This window comes from Kitasatospora sp. NPDC001309 (assembly GCF_042896295.1).
Classification (GTDB): Bacteria; Actinomycetota; Actinomycetes; order Streptomycetales; family Streptomycetaceae; genus Kitasatospora.
Map to the genome: position 1 here is coordinate 1 of NZ_JBIAXC010000030.1, position 19418 is coordinate 19418.

Here is a 19418-nt window from a genome sequence, read left to right on the forward strand (position 1 = left end):
CGACCCCCGGCCCTACGTCTGGACCAAAACCGCTGACCAGATCCTCGAATCCCTCGCTGGATACATCCGACGGATCAAGGACTCAGGACACTAGAGGGATGTTCGGGTCTGGATCGTCGGGGGAGCTGATCTGGGGCGGACGGGTGCTTCGCTTGTGGAAGCAGAGTCACCTAAATCGCTTTGTTGAAAAATCCACTCCGGGATTGCCGTGCGAGGTCCCTCGCCGCTGGCGTATTTGCTACCGAGAGGCAGCCCCGACGTGTGGAATGCCCCGCGTCGGGGCCGCCTCTTGATTCTGTCGAACTACCAGTTTCTGCTGCCTAGTTGTTCAGATCGAACACTGCCGTGACCGGTGCGTGGTCGGACCAGCGCTCGGCGTGGGTGGCGGCGCGTTCGACGTAGGCCTCGACGCACTTCTTAGCGAGGATTCCAGTAGCGATAATTAGGTCAATCCTCCAGCCGGAGTCGTTGTCGAAGGCGCGGCCGCGGTAGGACCACCAGGAGTAGGGGCCGGTGCGGTCGGGGTGGAGGGCGCGGACGACGTCGACGTAGCCGGCCTCGTCGTAGACGCGGGAGAGCCAGGCGCGTTCCTCGGGGAGGAAGCCGGCGGACTTCTGGTTGGCCTTCCAGTTCTTGAGGTCCTCGGGGCGGTGGGCGATGTTCCAGTCGCCGCAGACCACGACCTCGCGGCCGTCGGCGGCGGCGCGGGCGCGCAGGGCGGTGAGGTGGACGAGGAACTCCGCCATGAAGCGTTCCTTCTCCTCCTGGCGTTCGGTGCCGACCTCGCCGGAGGGCAGGTAGAGGCTGGCGACGGTGAGGCCCGGGAGGTCGATTTCCACGTACCTGCCCGAATTGTCGAACTCCTCCGAGCCGAATCCGATCACGCTGCGCTGCGGCTCCTTGCGGGAGAGGATCGCGACGCCGGCCCGGCCCTTGGCGACCGACGGGGCCCAGATCGCGTGCCAGCCGTCCAGGTCGCGCAGTTCGACGGGCAGTTGCCCGGGTTCGGAGCGCACCTCCTGGAGGCAGATCACGTCCGCCTCCGTTCCGGCGAGCCACTCGACGAAGCCCTTCTTGGCCGCCGCACGGATTCCGTTCACGTTCACACTCGTCACCACGATCACCCGGGCAGCCTACCCATTGGGCGCCCACGCACCGAAGCGTGACGCGCTGCCGCGGGCCGGTCGGGGGCGGTCGCGGACCGGTCCGGGCAGGCTGTCGTGAACGTGGCATGAATGTTCGCGACGGTCCCATCAAGCCCTGCCATTGGTCTTGACCATCTCCGGAGGGAGCACCTAGGGTCACTTACTGCAAGGACCTTTAATAAAGAAGGACGGATAAAGGCCCGCTCTCCCACCTGCCGCAACAGCGGGCAGCGGGCCCGGGATCCGCCCTCCTTGTCGTACGGCGGACAAGACCAGGTGGAGGACACGGTGGGGACGACAGGACAGCTTTCGGCGGTGCCGGAACCGAAGTACTGGCACCTGCGCACGGTGCTGCTCCGGGCCATCGACTCGGAGTTCTCCACCGGCCAGGTCCTCCCGAACGAGCGCGAGCTCGCCGCCCGCTTCGGCGTGGCCCGTGCCACCCTGCGCCAGGCCCTCGACCAGCTGGAGCTGGAGGGCCGCCTGGTCCGCCGCCGGGGTATCGGCACGCTGATCGCCGCCCCACGGGTCGGCGTCCCGGTGAACCGGCAGGAGGAGGGCTGGCCCGGTGTCGGCCGCAGCCAGTCCTGGCGCACGGTGGACTGCACCACCGCCCCCGCCCCGGCGCAGCTGGCCAAGAACCTCGGCATCGCCGAGGGTGCCACCGTGCACACCGTCCGCCGGGTCCGCCTGGTCGAGGGCCGCGCGATGGCCACCGAGTCGCTGCACGTCCCCACCTCCGCCCTGCCGCACCTGCCCGGCTTCCGCGCCGAGAGCGACCGCGCCCGTTCGGTGCTGCGCCAGCTGGAGCGGCTCGAGGTCGACGGCGAGTCCCGGGCCGTGGAGCTCGGTGTCGCCGAGGCCGACGAGGCCGCGCTGCTGGAGCGCCCGCCGGGCACCCCGGTGCTGGTCATGACCACCCAGTACGCCGCCGCCGGCCGCCTGGTGGCCCTCGCCGTCGCCACCTACCGTGCGGACACCTGCAAGCTGACCTTCGGCGAGACCGGCCTGGTCGAGGTCACCCCGGTCGGCGCGACCCCCGAGGTCCGCACCGCCTCCTGAACCACTCTCCGACAACCCTCAGACCGCGACCCGGCCGCCGAACTGGCGCCCGGGTCGCGGCCGTTGGGGCTGATTGGGCCTAGGGCGTGTCTCCTTGATGTCCCGAAGGCACGGGGTGCTTGCTGGCCTCGGCTTCCGGCCGAGGCTACGGGCAACTCCCGCCATCAGTGCGGGCTGAATGCGCTTGCGGAACGGTCATTCGCAGACGCTCAACCGAGAATGGCCGCCCGGACCGGCAGGTCGGCTGTGAACCGGGCTAGTCTCGCTCGCGCACCTCGGCGGCCGCTACGCCAGCTCCAGAGGCAGATCCCTCTCAGGGCGCTCAAACAACGAGTACACCAGCGATAATGCGAACAGGCCCGGTCCCCGAGTACCCCCCACGTCGTCTCGGGCAGATGCCCCCGCGGATCGACTGGCAACAGGTCCACCCGGCCGTCCGGCCACCCGCGAAGCCCAGCGGGACTGATCCATCTCGGAGCCGGTCAGCCGAACGCCCCCTGGGCCAGCCCGGGAAACCGGCCACCCCGCCCTTTTGTCGCGGCTCGGTCAACCTGTCCGGACACGATCCGGCGCTCGCAGAACTCTCAAAGCTCGCACATCTGATCGTCTCTGCTGGCCAGGTATCGTCGCGGGCGTCGCACCCGATCGCTGCGGGCAGCCTGTCGGCCGGTCATAGTCCTGCCCGGGGCAGGCCCCGATCGTGTCGGTCCCCGGGGCCGGCCCCTCGCGCGGTGGCCTTCGGCGGCGTGGCTGCAGGCTACGAGAAGATGACCGAGCGGATCCTGAAGAGGGGGCCAAGCTTCTTGCCCGGGTTCATCACGTAGTAGACGTCGCCGTTGCAGTCGGTGTCCAGGAAGACCGTGGCGGTGGCGTTGGTGAAGTTCCGCGGGGAGGTGGCCGGTTCGAGGTCGGTGGCCCCGTCCAGGTTGAGGCACACGCCGCTCACGGGGTCGGGCAGTAGTCCCTCCTGGCCGCCCAGCAGGCCGTACTTGTAGAGGAAGTCACCGGTGGCGGCGTTGGCGGAGCCGGGGACGGCGAGGAGGAGGGTGAGGGCGCCGAGGGCGGCGACACCGGCGTTGCGAAGGCGCATGGGAACGTCCTGTCCGGAAGGGGGCTCGCTGCCCGGGCCCGGGCAGCGAACAAACAATTCCCCTGGCGCATCCGCCCAACCAGCATGCCACCCGTTCGGCTCAATGAACGGCATGACTCGAATATCTGATTCAACTCCTCTGCATGACCGAGCATCAGCAACCGCTCTCAGCCACGGCATCCCAGACCCACCCGCTGGACAAGTCACAAGGCGAACCCCGGCCGCGAGGAGCACCGGGCTGGCTCCAGGTCACCTGCGGAGCCATATCAGCACGGCGGCGACGTGGAGCGCGGCCTGGTAGACAACGCCGAGTTTGTCAGTTCGCATCGCCAGGCCGCGCCACTGCTTCAAGCGGGCGATGCACCGTTCGACCGTGTTCCGTCCCCTGTAGGCCTCGCGGTCGAAACCTGGTGGGCGGCCTCCCTGCGAGCCGCGCCGCAGCCGGTGGCGGACCTGGTCCACCGGCTGTGGGACAACCGCCCGAATGTGCCGTTCACGCAGGTGGGAGCGGATCGCGCGAGCAGAGTAGGCGCGATCCGCGATCACGGTGTCAGGTCTGGTCCGAGGGCGTCCCCCGCCGAGGCGCGGCACCCGGATCGCGGCCATGACGGCTGTGAACGCCGGGGCATCGCCAGCCTGCCCCGCCGTCACCACCATGGCGAGCGGCCGGGCCTGGGCATCGCTGGCCAGATGGACCTTCGTGCTCAGCCCGCCGCGTGAACGTCCGAGCGCGTGGTCGGCCGGCTCGCCACGGCCGTGATCCCCTTTGCGTGCGCCAGCCGCGTGTTGGTGGGCCCGGCAGACGGTGGAGTCCACCGAGACGGTCCAGCTGATCTCGTCTTCAGCATCCGCGGCGGCCAGCACGGTGTGAAAGATCCGCTGCCACGTGCCGTCGAGCGCCCAACGCAGCAGCCTCTTGTGCGCGGTCTGGAAGGGACCGAGCTCCTCCGGTAGGTCCCTCCAAGGCGAACCAGTCCTGTACTTCCAGGCGATGGCCTAAAGGACACGGCGGTGATCGGCCCACCGACGGCCACGAACCGGATCGGCCGGCATCAACGGCTCGATCCGGCCCCACATCGCATCGCTAACTACCAACCGAGCGGACACATCCGATCAACAGCTCAGCCCATCAACGAGACACGCTCTAGGCCGATCACCGGCGGGCCGACGGTGACGAGCGGGGAGGCGGGGTGGATGAACCCGGCGCTGGAGTCGTGGGCGAGGGGTGAGCACTACGCCGGCCCCTGAGCGCCGACCCTCATGCCCGTAACGCGGCCGTCAGACCCGGGGCGGGTCCACCGCGAAGAGCTGGTCCTCGACGTGGTCGAGGGCGACCCGCAGGGCGCCCATCGAGACGACCTCCGAGCCGAGGGCGGCCAGGGCCACCTCGGGGGCGCGGAGGGTGAATTGGGCGAGGCGTTCGCGCAGGGGTTCCAGGACGCCGTCGAGGCCCGCGGCCCAGCCGCCGATCACGACCAGCTGGGGGTCGATGGCGAGGACCAGGGCGGCGACGCCCTGGACCAGTCTGGTGAGGAAGCGGTCCATGGCGACCTTGGCGACCTCGTCGCCCTCGCGGGCGAGCCGCAGGACGCGGGCGACGGCGGCCTCGTCCAGGGGGTTGAGGGGCTTGCCGGTGGTGGAGAGGAGCTTCTCGGGGGTGACCTCCTGGCCGAGCAGGTGGAGGGCGCCGATCTCGCCGGCGGCGCCGCCGTAGCCGCGGTGGAGCTTGCCGTTGATGAGGGAGCCGGCGCCGGGGCTGAGGCCGGCCATCACGAAGACCACGTCGTCGGCGCCGACGGCGGCGCCCTGCCAGTGTTCGGCGATGGCGGCGAGGTTGGCGTCGTTCTCGATCAGGACGGGGCAGCGGAAGGAGCGCCGGAGCCGGGCGCCGAGGTCGAGGCCGGTCCAGCCGGGCATGGCGGTGCCGAGTTGGACGGTGCCCTCGCGGTCGACGATGCCGGGGGTGCCGATGCCGACGGACCACAGGTTGTCGCGCGAGATGCCCGCCTTGCGGAGGACCTCGGCGACGGCGGTGCGGACGGCGGTGAGCCGTTCCTCGGCGTCGAGGGTCTCGTCGACGGGCTTGAAGTGACTGCCCGCCACTTCGCCGGTGAGGTCGGCGAGGATGACCCGGATGTCGTGGACGCCGATCTCGATGCCGAGGATGTGTCCGGCCTCGGCCCGGAAGCGGAACCAGCGGGCGGGGCGGCCGCGGCGGCCGGTGCCGGACTGGCCGTCCTCCCGGGGTTGTTCGACCTCGGCGACCAGGCCGGTGTCGACGAGGCCCTCGATGACGCCCTCGACGGTGGGCCGGGAGAGCCCGGTCTCGCCGACGAGTTGGGTGAGGGTCACGGAGTGGCCGGTCCGCAGCGCCCGTAGCGTGACCGCGGCGTTGATCCGCCGCAGCAGCGAGGAGTCTCCTCCGGTGAGCCGATCCGCCAATGCGATGCCCTTCGCCGTTCGCGCGACTGCCCTGGCGCGCGGTGTCGAGTCCGCGGAGCCCACCGAACGGCCCGCGGGGGTCTGCCCCCCGGAACACGGAACACGGAACGCGGAACGGGCGGCGCACGGCCGCCCGTACGGAGGCCCGGAGGACAAGCCGGAGCCTACCGGGGGAGCGCCCCGGGCGGCGAGGATTCCCGCAGCTCACCTGGGCTTCGGTATCGAAATGGTACGGATCGGGTGGCGGTACGTGACCCGTGCTTCACCGGTCGGCCACGGACGGTCCGTGCCCGGGTCCGTGTCCGGGTCACTGCCTCGGTCCCCGCCCCGGGCGCCGGCCCCGTACGGACCAGCGGGAGCGCACGGACAGCAGCGAGCCGACGCTCAGCCAGGAGCAGGCCGAGAACGCGCTGACCACGGACCCGGCCGAGCCGATGGACAGCACGCTGCCGACGGAGCCGATGGAGAGCACGGACCCGACGGATCCGATCGACAGCAGCGAGCCGATGGAACCGATGGAGCCGATCGAGCCGAGGGAGGCCCGGGAGCGGATCGAGCGCACGGAGGCGGAAACGGACACCGAAGCGGGAGCGGAAACCGAAGCGGAGACGGAAGCGGCCATGCGCCCGATCGTAACGGCGCCCGCGTCAGTCGACCCGGGCGACGAACAGTCCCTGCCCGAGCAGCCCCATCGGGTGCCCGGCCTCCGGGAGGGTGAGGACGGTGGGGCAGCCGGCGGCGGTGAGGGCGGACTGCCAGTGCTCGGCCGGGTGGGCGGTGAGGCCGCGCGGGTCGCCGGTGATCAGCAGGTCGAGCTGTTCGGCGACGGGGGCGAGCAGCAGCAGCCGGCCGCCGGGGGCGAGCAGGTCGACGAGGGCCGGGACCTCCTCCTCGGGCCGTCCGGCGGCGGAGGCGACGACGATGTCGTAGCGCCCGCCGTCGGGGGCGAGGTGGTGGTCGGCGTTCTGCCGGGGGCGGGCGGCGAGGGCGCGGGCGACGGCGGTCTCGGTGCCGTCGCGGTCGAGTTCGAGGACGCGCAGCGGCCGCGGCCCGTGGTGGGCCTCGGCGGTGGCGCGGACGAGGGCGCCGAGGGCGGTGCCGAGGTAGCCGCGGGCGGCGGCCCAGCGGACGGGGGCGGCGGCGGGGCGGGGGGCCTCGTCGCCGGTGAGGAGGCCGGGCAGGCGCAGGGCGCCGCGTCTGACCCGGTCGAGGACGGCGGCGCTGCCGAGGCCGTCGGCCCAGGTGTCGGCGGCGGGCCGCCAGGCCTCCCGGACCGCGGCGGGGCCGAGTTCGGGGGCGCCGTGGTAGAGCGGGCCCTGGGCGCCGCCGTCCCGGTGGGCGATCAGGCCGTGTCGGGCGAGGGCGTCGAGCCAGCGGCCGACCCGGGGGCGCTGGGCGGGGGTGACGAGGGCGGTGGCGAGGAGTTCGGCCTCGGAGCGCGCCGGGGCCTGGGCGGCGTCGGGACCCGGCCCCGGGTCGGTCCCCGGGACGGTCCCCGGCGCGGGTTCGGTGAGGATCCCGGTCTGCTGGAGGGTGTGCAGCAGGGTGGTGAGCACGGCCCGGTCGAGGTGGGCGCCGAAGGTGCTGACCTGCTCGGCGGTGACGCCGATGCTGTGCTTCCAGGCGGCGGCCGTGGCGGTCCGGGCGTCGGCGCGCAGGCGGCGGTCGGCGGCCTCGGCCTGGCTGTGCGGGGCGCGGACGTGGGCGAGGACGGCCCCGAGGGCGTCGACGGCGGCGTAGACGTCGTCCTGCCGGGGTTCGGGGCCGACGTGGAGGACGAGCCGGAGCGCGCCGAGGTCGTGGTCGGCGAGGCCGGGGTGCCGGCTGAGCTGCCAGAGCAGGGCGGAGGGCAGGCTGAGGTGGGTGGTGCCGCCGGCGGCGAGGGCGGTGAGCTGCTCCTCGGGGGGCAGGGCCGGGTCGGGGCAGTGCACGGTGCCGCCGGCCAGCAGGGTGGCGAGGGCGAGTTCGACGGCGAGGTCGGTGACCGGGTGCAGCACGGTGTGCCGGATGGGCGCCGGGCCGAGGACGCCGGCCCAGTGCCGGAGCCGTTCCTCGGCGGCGCGGGCGGTGGAGGGCGGCAGGGCGGCGTGCGCGGCGACGCGTTCGGCGAGGGCCCGGGGCAGGCCGCCGGGCGGGGATACGCCGAGCAGCAGGCCGATGCCGCTGATCGCGCGTCCGTCGGCGACGACGGCGGGCCGGTCGCCGAGCTCGCGCAGCGCGCTGACCAGCGCAGGGGTCGAGGCCAAGGTGATCACTCCGGGGTGCGGGGGAGAAGCCGCACCACTGAACCATGGGTGCGGCCCGATGGGTGGGGCCCCCGGGTAATAGTTCCGTAATGATTTTCATATCAGCCAATCAAGCGACGGGGGTGAACCCGGTACGAACGCACCGGAACTGCACATTCCGGGAGCGCCGTGCGATCCCTTGACAGGTGGTTCGGGTGCTGGATTACTTGGCCTGGGCTTGTCCTGACCGAACGATCGGTAGGGCTCCCAGTCCCGTCCGACCTGCGAAGGAGCGACGATGACCGGCCGTGCGTCCGACCCCGACCGACGCCTGGGGGAGCCGATTCCGCCAGCGCTCCTGGATGCCGGCGAGCGGATGGGCGTCGACGAACTGCGCGCCCACCAGCTCGACCGGCTCCGGGTCACCCTGCGGCACGCCTACGAGCACGTCGAGCTCTACCGCCGCAAGTTCGACGCCGCCGGGGTCCACCCCGAGGACTGCCGAACCCTCGACGACCTCGCCCGCTTCCCGTTCACCACCAAGGCCGACCTGCGCGAGGGCTACCCCTTCGGGATGTTCGCCGTCCCGATGGAGCAGGTCCGCCGGATCCACGCCTCCAGCGGCACCACCGGACGCCCGACCGTGGTCGGCTACACCGAGAACGACCTCTCCGTGTGGGCCGACGTGGTGGCCCGCTCGATCCGCGCGGCCGGCGGCCGGCCCGGGCACAAGGTGCACATCGCGTACGGCTACGGGCTGTTCACCGGCGGACTGGGCGCGCACTACGGCGCCGAGCGGGCCGGCTGCACCGTCATCCCGGCCTCCGGCGGGATGACCGCCCGGCAGGTCCAGCTGATCCAGGACTTCCGCCCCGAGATCATCATGGTCACCCCGTCCTACCTGCTCACCCTGCTGGACGAGTTCGACCGGCAGGGCTTGGACCCGCGCGGCAGCTCGCTGCGGGTGGGCATCTTCGGGGCCGAGCCCTGGACGGAGGAGATGCGGCGCGAGATCGAGGAGCGGCTCGACCTGCACGCCGTCGACATCTACGGCATCTCCGAGGTGATGGGCCCCGGGATCGCCCAGGAGTGCGTGGAGACCAAGGACGGCCTGCACATCTGGGAGGACCACTTCCTCCCGGAGGTGGTGGACCCGCTCGGCGACGAGGTGCTCCCGCAGGGGGAGAGCGGCGAACTGGTCCTCACCTCGCTCACCAAGGAGGCGCTGCCGATCGTCCGCTACCGCACCCGCGACCTCACCCGGCTGCTGCCCGGCACCGCACGGCCGGCCTTCCGGCGGATGGAGCGGGTCACCGGGCGCAGCGACGACATGATCATCCTGCGCGGGGTGAACCTCTTCCCGACCCAGATCGAGGAGATCCTGCTGCGCACCCCGGGCGTCGCCCCGCACTTCCAGCTGCGGCTGACCAGGCAGGGGCGGCTGGACCACCTGACCGTCCGGGTGGAGGCCCGCCCGGAGGCGGCGGCCGGGCTGCGGGAGGCGGCGCGGGCGGAGATCGTCCGGGCGGTCAAGGACGGCGTGGGCGTGACGGTCTCGGTCGAGGTGGTGGACCCGTACACGCTGGAGCGCTCGGTCGGGAAGATCAAGCGGGTGGTCGACGAGCGGGGGTGAAGGGCCGCGGCGTCCTGCGGGGGCGGGGGCCTGCGGGGGGCAGGGGTCTGCGGGGAGGCCGGAGGCGCACGGCTGTCCGGGGGGTGATGCCGTGCGCCTCCGACGTCTACAGCAATGTAGACGCTCAGTGGGCGGAGAGTCCAGCCGCCGCCCGACGGTGCGCCCGCGCGGCGAGCGCCAGCGACACCGCCATCAGCACCGCCAGGGCGAGGCTGACCGGGCCGGTGCCCAGGCCGATGCCGCCGCGGTCGGCGCCCACGCCCAGCCAGTCCGCGAAGGAGGCGCCCAGCGGACGGGTCAGCACGTACGCCCACCAGAAACCGGCCACCGGGCCCACCCAGCCGGACCGGGCCGCCACCGCCGGGATCGCGATCAGCAGCGCGAAGCCCAGCCCGGCCACCAGGTAGCCGAGGTGCAGGGTGGCCGCCGTCAGGTCGCCCAGCGCGGTGCCCAGGGCGAAGGTCACCAGCACGGCCGACCAGTAGAACAGCTCCCGGCGCAGCCCGGTCACCCGGTCGATCGCCAGCGAGCCCTCCACCCGGTGCCAGAGCAGGAACAGCACCGCCAGCGCCACCGCCAGCGAGCCGGCCGACAGCGCGTACGGGACGCCGAGCGCGACGTGCGCCACGTCGGCGACCATCGTGCCGAACACGCTGACCAGGACGACCACCGCCCAGTACAGCCCGGGCACGCAGCGCCGGGTCCGCAGCTGCACCAGCAGGGCCACGGCGAGCAGCAGCCCGGCGGCGGCCACCGCCAGGACCGGGTCGAAGGTCTTGGCGAGGAAGTCGGAGAGCGTCTCGCCCATGCCGGTGGTCAGCACCTTCACCAGCCAGAACCAGCCGTCCACGGCGGGCACCTTGTTGGCGTCGGAGCGCGGGGGCCGGCCCGGGGCGGGGCGGTCGGGGGCGGGGCGGGTCGTCGAGGTGTGGGCCATGTCAGCCCTCGGCGCCGTCGGCGGTGTTGCCGGTGGCGCCGGCGTTCCCGGCGGCGGCGTTCCCGACGGTGGTGTTGGAGGTCAGCTCACCGCTGGTGCCGTCCACCGTCACCAGGTGGCGCACGCCGTCCTGGCCGACGACCGACACGGCCCAGGCGGCCCCGCCGCCCTGCTCGGTGATCCGGCGCAGCGACTCGGCGCGGCCGCCCGGCACGGCGGCCTGGGCCTTGTCCAGGGCGGTGGAGGCGCCGACCGAGGGCAGCGGGGCGGGCGCCTGGCCCTGCGCCCGGCCCTGGCCCTGCTGCTGGCCCTCGCCGCCGCGCTGCTGCCCGTGCCGGTGTCCCTGCTCCTGCCCGCGGCCGCGCTCCTGCTCCTGCCCGCGTCCGGCGCCGTGCCCGCCGCCGTGCCCGCCGCCGTGCCCGTCCCCGCGTCCGGCGCCGTCCTCGGCCGAGGCCGCCTCGCGGTGCCCGCGGCCACCCTCTCCGTGTCCTTCGTGGGCCGCCACCGCGACGGCCAGCCCGCCCGCGCCGAGCAGCGCCACCGTCACCACCCCGGCGGCCAGCCGGCGCTCCTTGCCGCCCGCCCAGGCGCGCAGCCGCTGCGCGCGACGGCGCCGGGGCGACAGCGGCGGCAGTTCGGGGACCTCCGGCTCCTCACCGGACGACGGGGTGAAGGACGACTGGGGATCGGTCATCGGGCGTGCTCCTTGCCTGGGAAGTGCGGCGCTGCGCTCCGCGCCCGGCGATCATGGCGGACCGCACCTGAACCCACGCTTAAGCCGCCGCAAGATCACTCACGGCCGCCTGGCACCCTGAACGGATGCACATACTCGTCGTGGAGGACGAACAGCGGATGGCCACCGCGCTGCGGCGCGGCCTGGAGGCCGACGGCCACACCGTGGACACCGCCCACAACGGCCCCGAGGGCCTCGCCCTCGCCGAGCGCCACCCCTACGACGTGATCGTCCTCGACATCATGCTGCCCGGCCTCAACGGCTACCGGGTCTGCGCCCGGCTGCGCGAGGCCGGCTGCCGGGCCGGGATCCTGATGCTCACCGCCAAGGACGGCGAGTGGGACGAGGCCGAGGCCCTGGACACCGGCGCCGACGACTACCTCGCCAAACCGTTCTCCTTCGTCGTCCTGCTCGCCCGGCTGCGCGCACTGCACCGCCGGATCGACCAGCAGCGCCCCCGGCTGCACACCCTCGGCGACCTGGTCCTGGACGCCAACGCCCGCACCTGCACCCGGGCCGGCACCCCGACCCACCTGACCGCCCGGGAGTTCGCGATCCTGGAGCACCTGGCCGCCCGGGCCGGCACGGTGGTCTCCAAGCGCGAGATCCTCGACCAGGTCTGGGACGCCCACCACGACGCCGACCCGAGCATCGTCGAGGTGCACGTCCACGCCCTGCGGCGCAAGATCGACGCGCCCTTCGGCCGGGCCGCCCTGCAGACCATGCGCGGCGCCGGCTACCGGCTCGACCCGGCCGGCGGCTGAGGTGCGCCGCTCCCGCCGCCCCGGACCGCGGCAGGTCCCCTCCGTGCTCCGACGGTTGCGCCGACTGCCGTCCGTGCTCAGCCGGTTGCGCCGTCTGCCCTCCGTGCTCCGCCGGTTCGTCCCGAGGACGGTGCGCGCCCGGGCCACCGCGGCCGCCGGTACGGTGCTGGCCGCGGCCCTCGTCCTGGCCGGGGCCGGACTGCTCGCCGCCGTCCGCGCCGACCTGGTCGCCTCCGCCACCTCCGCCACCCGGCAGCAGGCCGACTCGGTCGCCCAACTCGCCGCCCAGGGGCGGCTGGCACCCGTCCTGCACGCCGCCCACGGCACCGACTTCCTCCAGGTCGTCGACGCCCGCGGCAGCGTCCTCGCAGCCAGCCCCAGCCTGGCCGGCCGCCCGGCGCTGTCCGTCGCCGGGCGTACCGGCTCGCACACCACCGACGACGTCGACCCGCTGTACGAGCACCACCGCCAGCGGCTCGCCGCCGTCACCGCCGACACCCCGACCGGCCCGGTCACCGTGTACGCGGGCGCCTCGCTGCGCGCCGCCGACGAGGCCATGGACATCACCCAGGCCGGTCTGGCCGTCGCCTGCCCGCTGCTGCTGCTCACCGGGGTGGTGGTCACCTGGAAGGTCACCGGGCAGGCGCTGCGGCCGGTGGAGGCGATCCGCGCCGAGGTCGACGCCATCACCGGCCAGGACCTGCACCGCCGCGTCCCCGAACCGGGCACCGCCGACGAGATCGCCCGGCTCGCCGCCACCATGAACGCGATGCTCGACCGGCTGGAGGCCTCCGGCCGACGCCAGCGCGAGTTCATCGCCGACGCCTCGCACGAACTGCGCAGCCCGCTCGCCGTGCTGCGCACCCAGCTGGAGGTCGCCGACACCCACCCGGACCCGGCGGTCCGCGCCGAGCTGGTGCACGGCGCGCTGGAGGACACCGACCGGCTGCAGAACCTCGCCACCGACCTGCTGCTGCTCGCCCGCCTCGACGCCGGCGGCACCGACGACCTGCCGCGCCGGCGGACCGACCTCACCGAGCTGGTCGCCACCACCGTGCTGGCCCGCCCGCCCGGCCCGCACCGCCGCACCACCGACCTCGCCCCCGGGGTCGCCGTCGACGGCATCCCGCTCTGGCTGGGCAGGCTGCTCACCAACCTGCTGGACAATGCCGAGCGGCACGCCGCCACCACCGTGCACGTCCGGCTGGCCGCCGACCCCGGGCGCGGCCTCGCCCTGCTGGACGTCGAGGACGACGGGCCCGGCATCCCGCCCGCCGACCGGGAGCGGGTCTTCGAACGCTTCACCCGCCTCGACGACGCCCGCTCCCGCGACCACGGCGGCAGCGGCCTGGGCCTGCCGATCGCCCGCGACATCGCCCGCCACCACCGGGGCACCCTCACCGTCACCCCGACCGAGGCCGGTGCCCGGCTCACCGCCGCGCTGCCGCTGGCGGGGGAGTAGCGACCGCACCGGGCGCCGACGAGCTGCGACCCGACGGGCGGCGGTCCGACGAGCTGCGGTCCGCTGAGCCGCGGCCCGACGACCGCGGGCACGCCCGTTTGGCGCACCTGGGTCGTGGAGGCGCTGATGGCTTCCCAGACTCGGAGGGCAGGGGGGCGGATTCAATCGGAGAGGCTTCCCGATGAGCATCAGGCTCCGCCGCGTCCTCGCGGTGACCGCAGTGGTTTCCCTCGGCCTCGGCGCGGCGTCCTGCGGCAGCGCCAAGCAGTCCTCGTCGGGCGGCGGATCGTCGGGCTCGGCCGCCGCGAGCGGCGGCGGGACGGCCGCGGTCGGTGCGGTGCGGATCGGCCTGCTGCTGCCGGAGACCAAGACCACCCGCTACGAGCAGTTCGACCGCCCGCTGATCGAGAAGAAGATCAAGGAACTGGCGCCGGACGCGCAGATCGACTACTACAACGCCAACCAGGACGCGACCCTCCAGCAGACCCAGGTGGACACCGCCCTCACCAAGGGCGACAAGGTGCTGATCCTGGACGCGGTGGACGCCAAGTCGATCCAGTCCTCCGTGCAGAAGGCCCACGACGCGGGCGTCAAGGTGCTGGCCTACGACCGGCTCGCCCAGGGTCCGGCCGACGCGTACGTGTCCTTCGACAACCACAAGGTCGGCGAGCTCCAGGGCCAGGCCCTGGTCGCGGCGGTCGGCGGCAAGGCGAACGCGGGCGAGATCTTCATGATCAACGGCTCGCCGACCGACCCCAACGCGGCCGACTTCAAGGCCGGCGCGCACAGCGCGATCGACGGCAAGCTCAAGATCGGCAAGGAGTACGACACCCCCCAGTGGGACCCGAACACCGCCAACCAGGAGGCCGCCGCCGCGATCACCGCGATCGGCGGGCCGAACGTGGTCGGCGCCTACTCGGCCAACGACGGCATGGCCGCGGGTGTCGCGACCGCGCTCAAGGCGGCCGGCCTGAGCGTCCCGCTCACCGGCCAGGACGCCCAACTCGACGGCATCCAGCGGATCGTGGCCGGGACCCAGACCATGACGATCTACAAGCCGTTCAAGCCGGAGACCGACATCGCCGGGCAGATGGCCGTCGCCCTGGCCTCCGGCAAGGCGCTGGACGCCAGCCTGGTCCCGACCACCGTGACCAACGGCAGCGGCAACAAGGTGCCCGCCAACCTGATCACCCCGGTCGTCGTCACCAAGGACAACATCAAGACCACCGTGGTCCAGGACGGCCTGTACACCGTCGCCCAGATCTGCACCCCGGACTACGCCGACGCCTGCAAGAGCGCCGGCCTCCAGTAGCGGGCGGCCAGTAGTAGGCGGCCAGGAGTAGGCGGCCCGGAATCCGAACCGCCCCGCCTCCACCGAGGAGGCGGGGCAAGGGAGTTGGTCACTGTGCCAGGTGAGACCGTACTGGCCCTGCGCGGGGTCTCCAAACGGTTCGGCGCCGTCCAGGCGCTCACCGACATCGAACTCGAGGTGCACACCGGCGAGGTGCTGGCCCTGGTCGGCGACAACGGCGCCGGGAAGTCCACCCTGGTCAAGTCGATCGCCGGGGTGCACCAGCCCGACGACGGCGCCATCGAGTGGCAGGGCCGACCGGTGAGTATCCACCGGCCGCAGGACGCCCAGCAGTTGGGCATCGCCACGGTCTACCAGGACCTCGCGCTGTGCGACAACCTCGACGTGGTCGGGAACCTCTTCCTCGGCCGCGAGATCCGGCGCTTCGGCATCCTCGACGAGGTCGCCATGGAGAAGCGCTCCCGGACGCTGCTGGACACCCTCTCCATCCGCATCCCCAGCGTGCGGATCCCGGTCGCCTCGCTCTCCGGCGGCCAGCGCCAGGTCGTCGCCATCGCCCGGGCCCTGATCGGCTCGCCCAAGGTCGTGATGCTGGACGAGCCGACCGCCGCCCTCGGCGTCGAGCAGACCGCCCAGGTCCTCGACCTGGTCGAGCGGCTGCGCGAGCAGGACCACGGCGTCATCCTGATCAGCCACAACATGGCGGACGTGATGGCCGTCGCGGACACCGTCGCGGTGCTGCGCCTCGGCCGCAACAACGGCGTCTTCGACCGGCGCGGCACCAACCAGGAAGAGATCATCTCGGCCATCACCGGCGCCACGGACAACGCCGTGACCCGCCGCAGGGCCCGCGGCCAGGAGGGGTCCCAGTGAGCGACCACACCCCCGGGAACACCCCCGGCGGCGAACCCGAACGCCACCGCCCCCCGCTGCCCGAGGACGCCATGCCCACCGGCGGCGTCAACGCGCCCGTCCCGGTCGCCCCGGAGGCCACCCCCGCGGTCGACCCCCGGCTGATCGTCCGCCAGGAGGGCGTCAAGGGCTACCTGGGCGAGTTCCGCCGCCGGATGAGCAGCGGCGAACTGGGCTCGCTGCCCGTCGTGCTGGCCCTGATCGTGATCTGGGCGGTGTTCGGCAGCCTCAACAGCTCCTTCCTGTCCGCGCAGAACCTCTCCAACCTGTCCCAGCAGATCGTCGGCACCGGGATGATCGCGATCGGCGTGGTCTTCGTGCTGCTGCTCGGCGAGATCGACCTCTCGGTCGGCTCGGTCAGCGGCCTGTGCGCGGCGATCTTCGCCGTCCTGAACGTCACCAACGGCGTCAACCAGTGGGTCGCCCTGATCACCGCGATCGTCGGCGGGGCGATCGTCGGCACGGTCCACGGCTTCTTCTTCGCCAAGATCGGCGTCCCGGCCTTCGTCGTCACCCTGGCCGGCAACCTCGGCTGGAACGGCCTGATGCTCCAGGTGCTCGGCGCCAGCGGCACCGTCAACCTCTCCGGCAAGGACATCGTCTCCCGGCTCTACAGCACCATCTACGGCCAGCAGATCGCCGCGTACGGCGCGGCGGCCGTCGGCGTGCTGTTGTTCCTCTTCGCCTCGCTGGTCGACGCCCGGCGACGGCAGGCCGCGGGCGTGCCGTCCCGGCCGGTCACCGACATCGTGCTGCGGACGGTGCTGCTGGCGGTGATCGCCTTCCTCGCCGCGTACACCCTCAACCAGTACAAGGGGCTGCCGCTGGCCCTGCTGATCTTCCTGATCTTCATCGTGGTGCTGGACTTCGTGCTGCGCCGCACCACGTACGGCCGCCAGGTGTTCGCGCTCGGCGGCAACATCGAGGGCGCCCGCCGGGCCGGCATCAACGTCTCGTGGATCCGGATCAGCGTCTTCGCCATCTGCTCCACGATGGCCGGGATCGGCGGCCTGTTCCTGGCCGCGCAGATCCAGTCCGCCAGCCAGACCTCCGGTGGCGGCAACCTGCTGATGAACGCCATCGCGGCGGCCGTCATCGGCGGCACCAGCCTGTTCGGCGGGCGCGGCAAGACCTGGTCGGCGCTGCTGGGCGCGCTGGTGATCGGCTCGATCCAGTCCGGGATGAACATCCAGGGCCTGAGCAACGCCATCCAGTTCATGATCACCGGCGCGGTGCTGCTGGCCGCCGTCGTGGTCGACTCGCTGGCCCGGCGTACCCAGCGGGCCGCCGGGCGGGCGTGAGCGGGTGTGAGCGGGCGTGAGCGGGGTCCGGCGGGCCCTATGCTGCGGGCATGCCGAGTGAGCTGCGAGTTCATCGACCGGACACCGATCAGGCCTTCATCCTGCGGGAGACCGAGCTGACGCCCGTCCCCTTCGTGCCCGAGATCCGCCTGCACATGGCGCAGGACGCCATCGCGCTGTGGGAGACCACCGAGAGCGAACGCGGCCGCGCCGGACTGCCGCCGCCGTTCTGGGCCTTCGCCTGGGCCGGCGGGGTCGCGGTCGCGCGCTACGTGCTGGACCACCCCGAACTGGTCGACGGCCGGGCGGTGCTGGACATCGCGGCCGGCTCCGGACTGGTCGGCGTGGCGGCCGCGCTGCGCGGCGCGACGCAGGTGCGGGCCGCCGAGATCGACGCCTACGCGGTCGCCGCCATCGGCCTGAACAGCGAGGCCAACGGCGTACGGGTGGACGGCGCGCTGGTCGACCTGGTGGACGGGGACGGCGCCCCGGCCGAGGTGGTACTGGCCGGCGACGTGTTCTACGAACGCGAGATGGCCGCCCGCTTCCTGCCCTTCCTGGAACGGGCCGCCGCCCGCGGCGCCACCGTCATCGTCGGCGACCCGGGCCGGGCCTACCTGCCCCGGGACCGGTTCACCGCCGTGGCCGCCTACCAGGTGCCGGTGGTGGCGGACCTGGAGGACGCCTCGGTCAAGACCACCACCGTGTGGCGCCTCGGCTGACCGCCGGCCGTTCCCACCAGGGGGCCGTCCACGCCCCGGAATTCCGGGCGGCCCGGCCGGACCCCCTGCTAGACAGACCGGCATGACCGAACAGAACGGCACCGCCGAACAGATCGTGCTGCGCCCCGCCCGGCCCGAGGAGATCCCCGCCCTGCTCGCCCTCTGGGCCCGGGCCGCCAAGGGCACCAGCATCACCGACGACGAGGCGGGCGTCGCCGCCCTGCTCGCCCGGGACCCGCAGTGCCTGATCGTCGCCACCGCGGCCGACGACCCGGCCACCCCGCTCGGCACCGTCATCGCCGGCTGGGACGGCTGGCGGTGCCACCTGTACCGCCTCGCCGTCGACCCCGACCACCGCCGCCGGGGCATCGGCGCCGCCCTGCTGGCCGCCGCCGAGGAGCGCTTCGCCGCACTCGGCGGCCGCCGCGCCGACGCGATGGTGCTGGACGACAACGCCCTCGGCCACCGCACCTGGCAGGCCGCCGGCTACCACCCCGAACCGCAGTGGACCCGCTGGGTCAAGCCCCTTGCGGGCGCTGAGAACTAGGGCTCGCCGACCACCACCCCCCCCGGGGCGGGGCCGCCACCAGGAGGGGCCGGGCCTACGAGGCGCCTGTGCGGGTGGCGAGTTCCCGCACGCCGGGCACGGTGACCGGCGCATAGAGGAGGTCCGCCGTCAACGCCCGCAGGGCCGGTCGGCGCACCTCCTCCGGGGCGACCCGCTCGGTGAACTGCAACGCGGCGACGGTCCGGCGGTGGTCGCCGAGGTGGTGCCACATGCGGGCACAGTCCGTACCGAATCGGGCCTGGCGCTCGGCAGTCGGCAGCCGCTCCGGGGCGATCCGCGCCGCGTACTGCACGCCCTCGTCGGGAGTGCCCAGGGCGGAGTGCACGCCGATCCAGTACCGGTCCGCCTGCGCTCTGGTCGCGTCGACCGTGAACAGGGTGGTTCGCGGAGCCCCGGAGCGGGCCAGGCGGCCGGCGCGCCGCATCGTGATCGCCAGAACCCGGGCTGCTTCTCCCCGGACCACCGGGTCACCACTGGCCTGCGCTGCCGCGAGCGCCCGATCCGCTGCAGGCCAGGCGACCTCGGCGTGCCCCTCCGACGCGAGGCCTACGGCGTGAAGCGGCAGGCGCTACACCTGTGCGATCAGCGCGAGCGGCTGCTCGACCGCCCGACCGTCCAGACCACCCACCTCACCACCCCGACGCACGGTAGCCTGCCGGAGAGCGGCCAGGGCACCGAGATGACGGCGTGCCCGATCTGCGGGTCGGGGAACACCTACCAGACCATGGAAGGCCGTTGGGGCTGCACCGCGTGCGGTTCCAGCTGGGGCTGAGACAGCCAGGAGGGCTGCATGTCGATCTGCGCGCAGTGTCGCACCGCCGAGGCGGCGATCGAGGACCGAGACGTGCAGCCACCGCAGCCCTGGTGCCTCGCGTGCGCCACAGCCCTCGTGCGAGCAGGCGACCCGGTGATCAACTACCGCTCGCTCGGTGACCCGGACCAATACGGACCCGTCCTCGTCGGCGGCAGCACCGCGGTACTGCGCTTCCGCTGACCAACACAGCGAGTAGCCCCTGCTCGGCCTCGGTCGAGCAGGGGCTGCTCGCCGTGTTCGGAGGTGTCACAGATCTGTCACTCCGCCTATTGAAGTGACCGCAGTGCGGCCCCGGC

General features: G+C 73.1%; 19 protein-coding genes and 1 pseudogene. 11 read left to right on the top strand and 9 right to left on the bottom strand.

Annotated features, from left to right (window positions below; all coding sequences use genetic code 11):
* Positions 1-320: 320 nt before the first annotated feature.
* On the bottom strand, positions 321-1115 hold the full coding sequence (locus ACFY2K_RS27085) for an exodeoxyribonuclease III (RefSeq protein WP_387714914.1): 795 nt from the start codon (positions 1113-1115) through the stop codon (positions 321-323).
* 318 nt (positions 1116-1433) lie between these two features.
* Here ACFY2K_RS27085 and ACFY2K_RS27090 point away from each other — a divergent pair, with 318 nt between their 5' ends.
* A complete protein-coding gene (locus ACFY2K_RS27090; RefSeq protein WP_375886354.1) occupies positions 1434-2207 on the top strand; it encodes a GntR family transcriptional regulator in 774 nt (257 codons plus the stop codon).
* A gap of 757 nt (positions 2208-2964) precedes the next feature.
* Here the strand turns inward: ACFY2K_RS27090 and ACFY2K_RS27095 are convergent.
* The 5 genes and pseudogenes from ACFY2K_RS27095 to ACFY2K_RS27115 all read right to left on the bottom strand — a co-directional run bounded on the left by ACFY2K_RS27095 (position 2965) and on the right by ACFY2K_RS27115 (position 7985).
* A complete protein-coding gene (locus ACFY2K_RS27095) occupies positions 2965-3297 on the bottom strand; it encodes a hypothetical protein (RefSeq protein WP_380521343.1) in 333 nt (110 codons plus the stop codon).
* A 249-nt stretch (positions 3298-3546) separates the two neighbouring features.
* Positions 3547-4404: pseudogene (locus tag ACFY2K_RS27100) on the bottom strand (IS5 family transposase).
* A 171-nt stretch (positions 4405-4575) separates the two neighbouring features.
* On the bottom strand, positions 4576-5739 hold the full coding sequence (locus ACFY2K_RS27105) for an ROK family protein (RefSeq protein WP_375886360.1): 1164 nt from the start codon (positions 5737-5739) through the stop codon (positions 4576-4578).
* 307 nt (positions 5740-6046) lie between these two features.
* Complete coding sequence (locus tag ACFY2K_RS27110) at positions 6047-6361, bottom strand: hypothetical protein (RefSeq protein WP_380529905.1); 315 nt, start codon at positions 6359-6361, stop codon at positions 6047-6049.
* Positions 6362-6386: 25 nt separating this feature from the next.
* Positions 6387-7985, bottom strand: a complete 1599-nt coding sequence (locus ACFY2K_RS27115; protein ID WP_380529903.1) for a hypothetical protein — start codon at positions 7983-7985, stop codon at positions 6387-6389.
* Positions 7986-8262: 277 nt separating this feature from the next.
* On the opposite strand from ACFY2K_RS27115, the gene paaK reads away from it, so the two are divergent.
* Positions 8263-9597: a phenylacetate--CoA ligase PaaK gene (gene paaK / locus ACFY2K_RS27120; protein ID WP_380593715.1), complete on the top strand. Its 1335-nt coding sequence runs from the start codon at positions 8263-8265 to the stop codon at positions 9595-9597.
* A gap of 124 nt (positions 9598-9721) precedes the next feature.
* On the opposite strand, the gene ACFY2K_RS27125 is transcribed toward paaK, so the two are convergent.
* Both ACFY2K_RS27125 and ACFY2K_RS27130 read right to left on the bottom strand, forming a co-directional pair.
* A complete protein-coding gene (locus ACFY2K_RS27125) occupies positions 9722-10534 on the bottom strand; it encodes a hypothetical protein (RefSeq protein WP_375886370.1) in 813 nt (270 codons plus the stop codon).
* 1 nt (position 10535) lies between these two features.
* The gene (locus tag ACFY2K_RS27130) at positions 10536-11228 is read right to left on the bottom strand and encodes a PepSY domain-containing protein (RefSeq protein WP_387714778.1); all 693 of its coding nucleotides are present in this window, start codon (positions 11226-11228) and stop codon (positions 10536-10538) included.
* Positions 11229-11353: 125 nt separating this feature from the next.
* On the opposite strand from ACFY2K_RS27130, the gene ACFY2K_RS27135 reads away from it, so the two are divergent.
* The 7 genes from ACFY2K_RS27135 to ACFY2K_RS27165 all read left to right on the top strand — a co-directional run bounded on the left by ACFY2K_RS27135 (position 11354) and on the right by ACFY2K_RS27165 (position 18287).
* Positions 11354-12031 (top strand): response regulator transcription factor, encoded by a 678-nt coding sequence (locus ACFY2K_RS27135; protein WP_375886375.1) that lies wholly within the window; start codon positions 11354-11356, stop codon positions 12029-12031.
* A gap of 43 nt (positions 12032-12074) precedes the next feature.
* Positions 12075-13493: a sensor histidine kinase gene (locus tag ACFY2K_RS27140; protein WP_387714782.1), complete on the top strand. Its 1419-nt coding sequence runs from the start codon at positions 12075-12077 to the stop codon at positions 13491-13493.
* A 181-nt stretch (positions 13494-13674) separates the two neighbouring features.
* Positions 13675-14805, top strand: coding sequence for a sugar ABC transporter substrate-binding protein (locus tag ACFY2K_RS27145; protein ID WP_375886380.1), 1131 nt, complete (start codon positions 13675-13677; stop codon positions 14803-14805).
* Positions 14806-14898: 93 nt separating this feature from the next.
* Positions 14899-15678 carry an ATP-binding cassette domain-containing protein gene (locus ACFY2K_RS27150; protein ID WP_375886383.1) on the top strand — a complete coding sequence of 260 codons (780 nt, stop codon included), beginning with the start codon at positions 14899-14901 and terminating at the stop codon, positions 15676-15678.
* A 71-nt stretch (positions 15679-15749) separates the two neighbouring features.
* A complete protein-coding gene (locus ACFY2K_RS27155) occupies positions 15750-17018 on the top strand; it encodes a sugar ABC transporter permease (protein WP_380593723.1) in 1269 nt (422 codons plus the stop codon).
* A 50-nt stretch (positions 17019-17068) separates the two neighbouring features.
* Complete coding sequence (locus ACFY2K_RS27160) at positions 17069-17740, top strand: class I SAM-dependent methyltransferase (protein ID WP_387714786.1); 672 nt, start codon at positions 17069-17071, stop codon at positions 17738-17740.
* Between the two features lie 82 nt (positions 17741-17822).
* Positions 17823-18287: a GNAT family N-acetyltransferase gene (locus ACFY2K_RS27165; RefSeq protein WP_387714789.1), complete on the top strand. Its 465-nt coding sequence runs from the start codon at positions 17823-17825 to the stop codon at positions 18285-18287.
* Between the two features lie 55 nt (positions 18288-18342).
* Here the strand turns inward: ACFY2K_RS27165 and ACFY2K_RS27170 are convergent, their stop codons facing one another.
* Positions 18343-18732 (bottom strand): hypothetical protein, encoded by a 390-nt coding sequence (locus ACFY2K_RS27170; RefSeq protein WP_387714792.1) that lies wholly within the window; start codon positions 18730-18732, stop codon positions 18343-18345.
* Positions 18733-18834: 102 nt separating this feature from the next.
* Here ACFY2K_RS27170 and ACFY2K_RS27175 point away from each other — a divergent pair, with 102 nt between their 5' ends.
* The gene (locus ACFY2K_RS27175; RefSeq protein WP_380640929.1) at positions 18835-19080 is read left to right on the top strand and encodes a hypothetical protein; all 246 of its coding nucleotides are present in this window, start codon (positions 18835-18837) and stop codon (positions 19078-19080) included.
* 18 nt (positions 19081-19098) lie between these two features.
* A complete protein-coding gene (locus ACFY2K_RS27180) occupies positions 19099-19302 on the top strand; it encodes a hypothetical protein (protein ID WP_380529888.1) in 204 nt (67 codons plus the stop codon).
* The last annotated feature ends 116 nt before the right edge of the window (positions 19303-19418 follow it).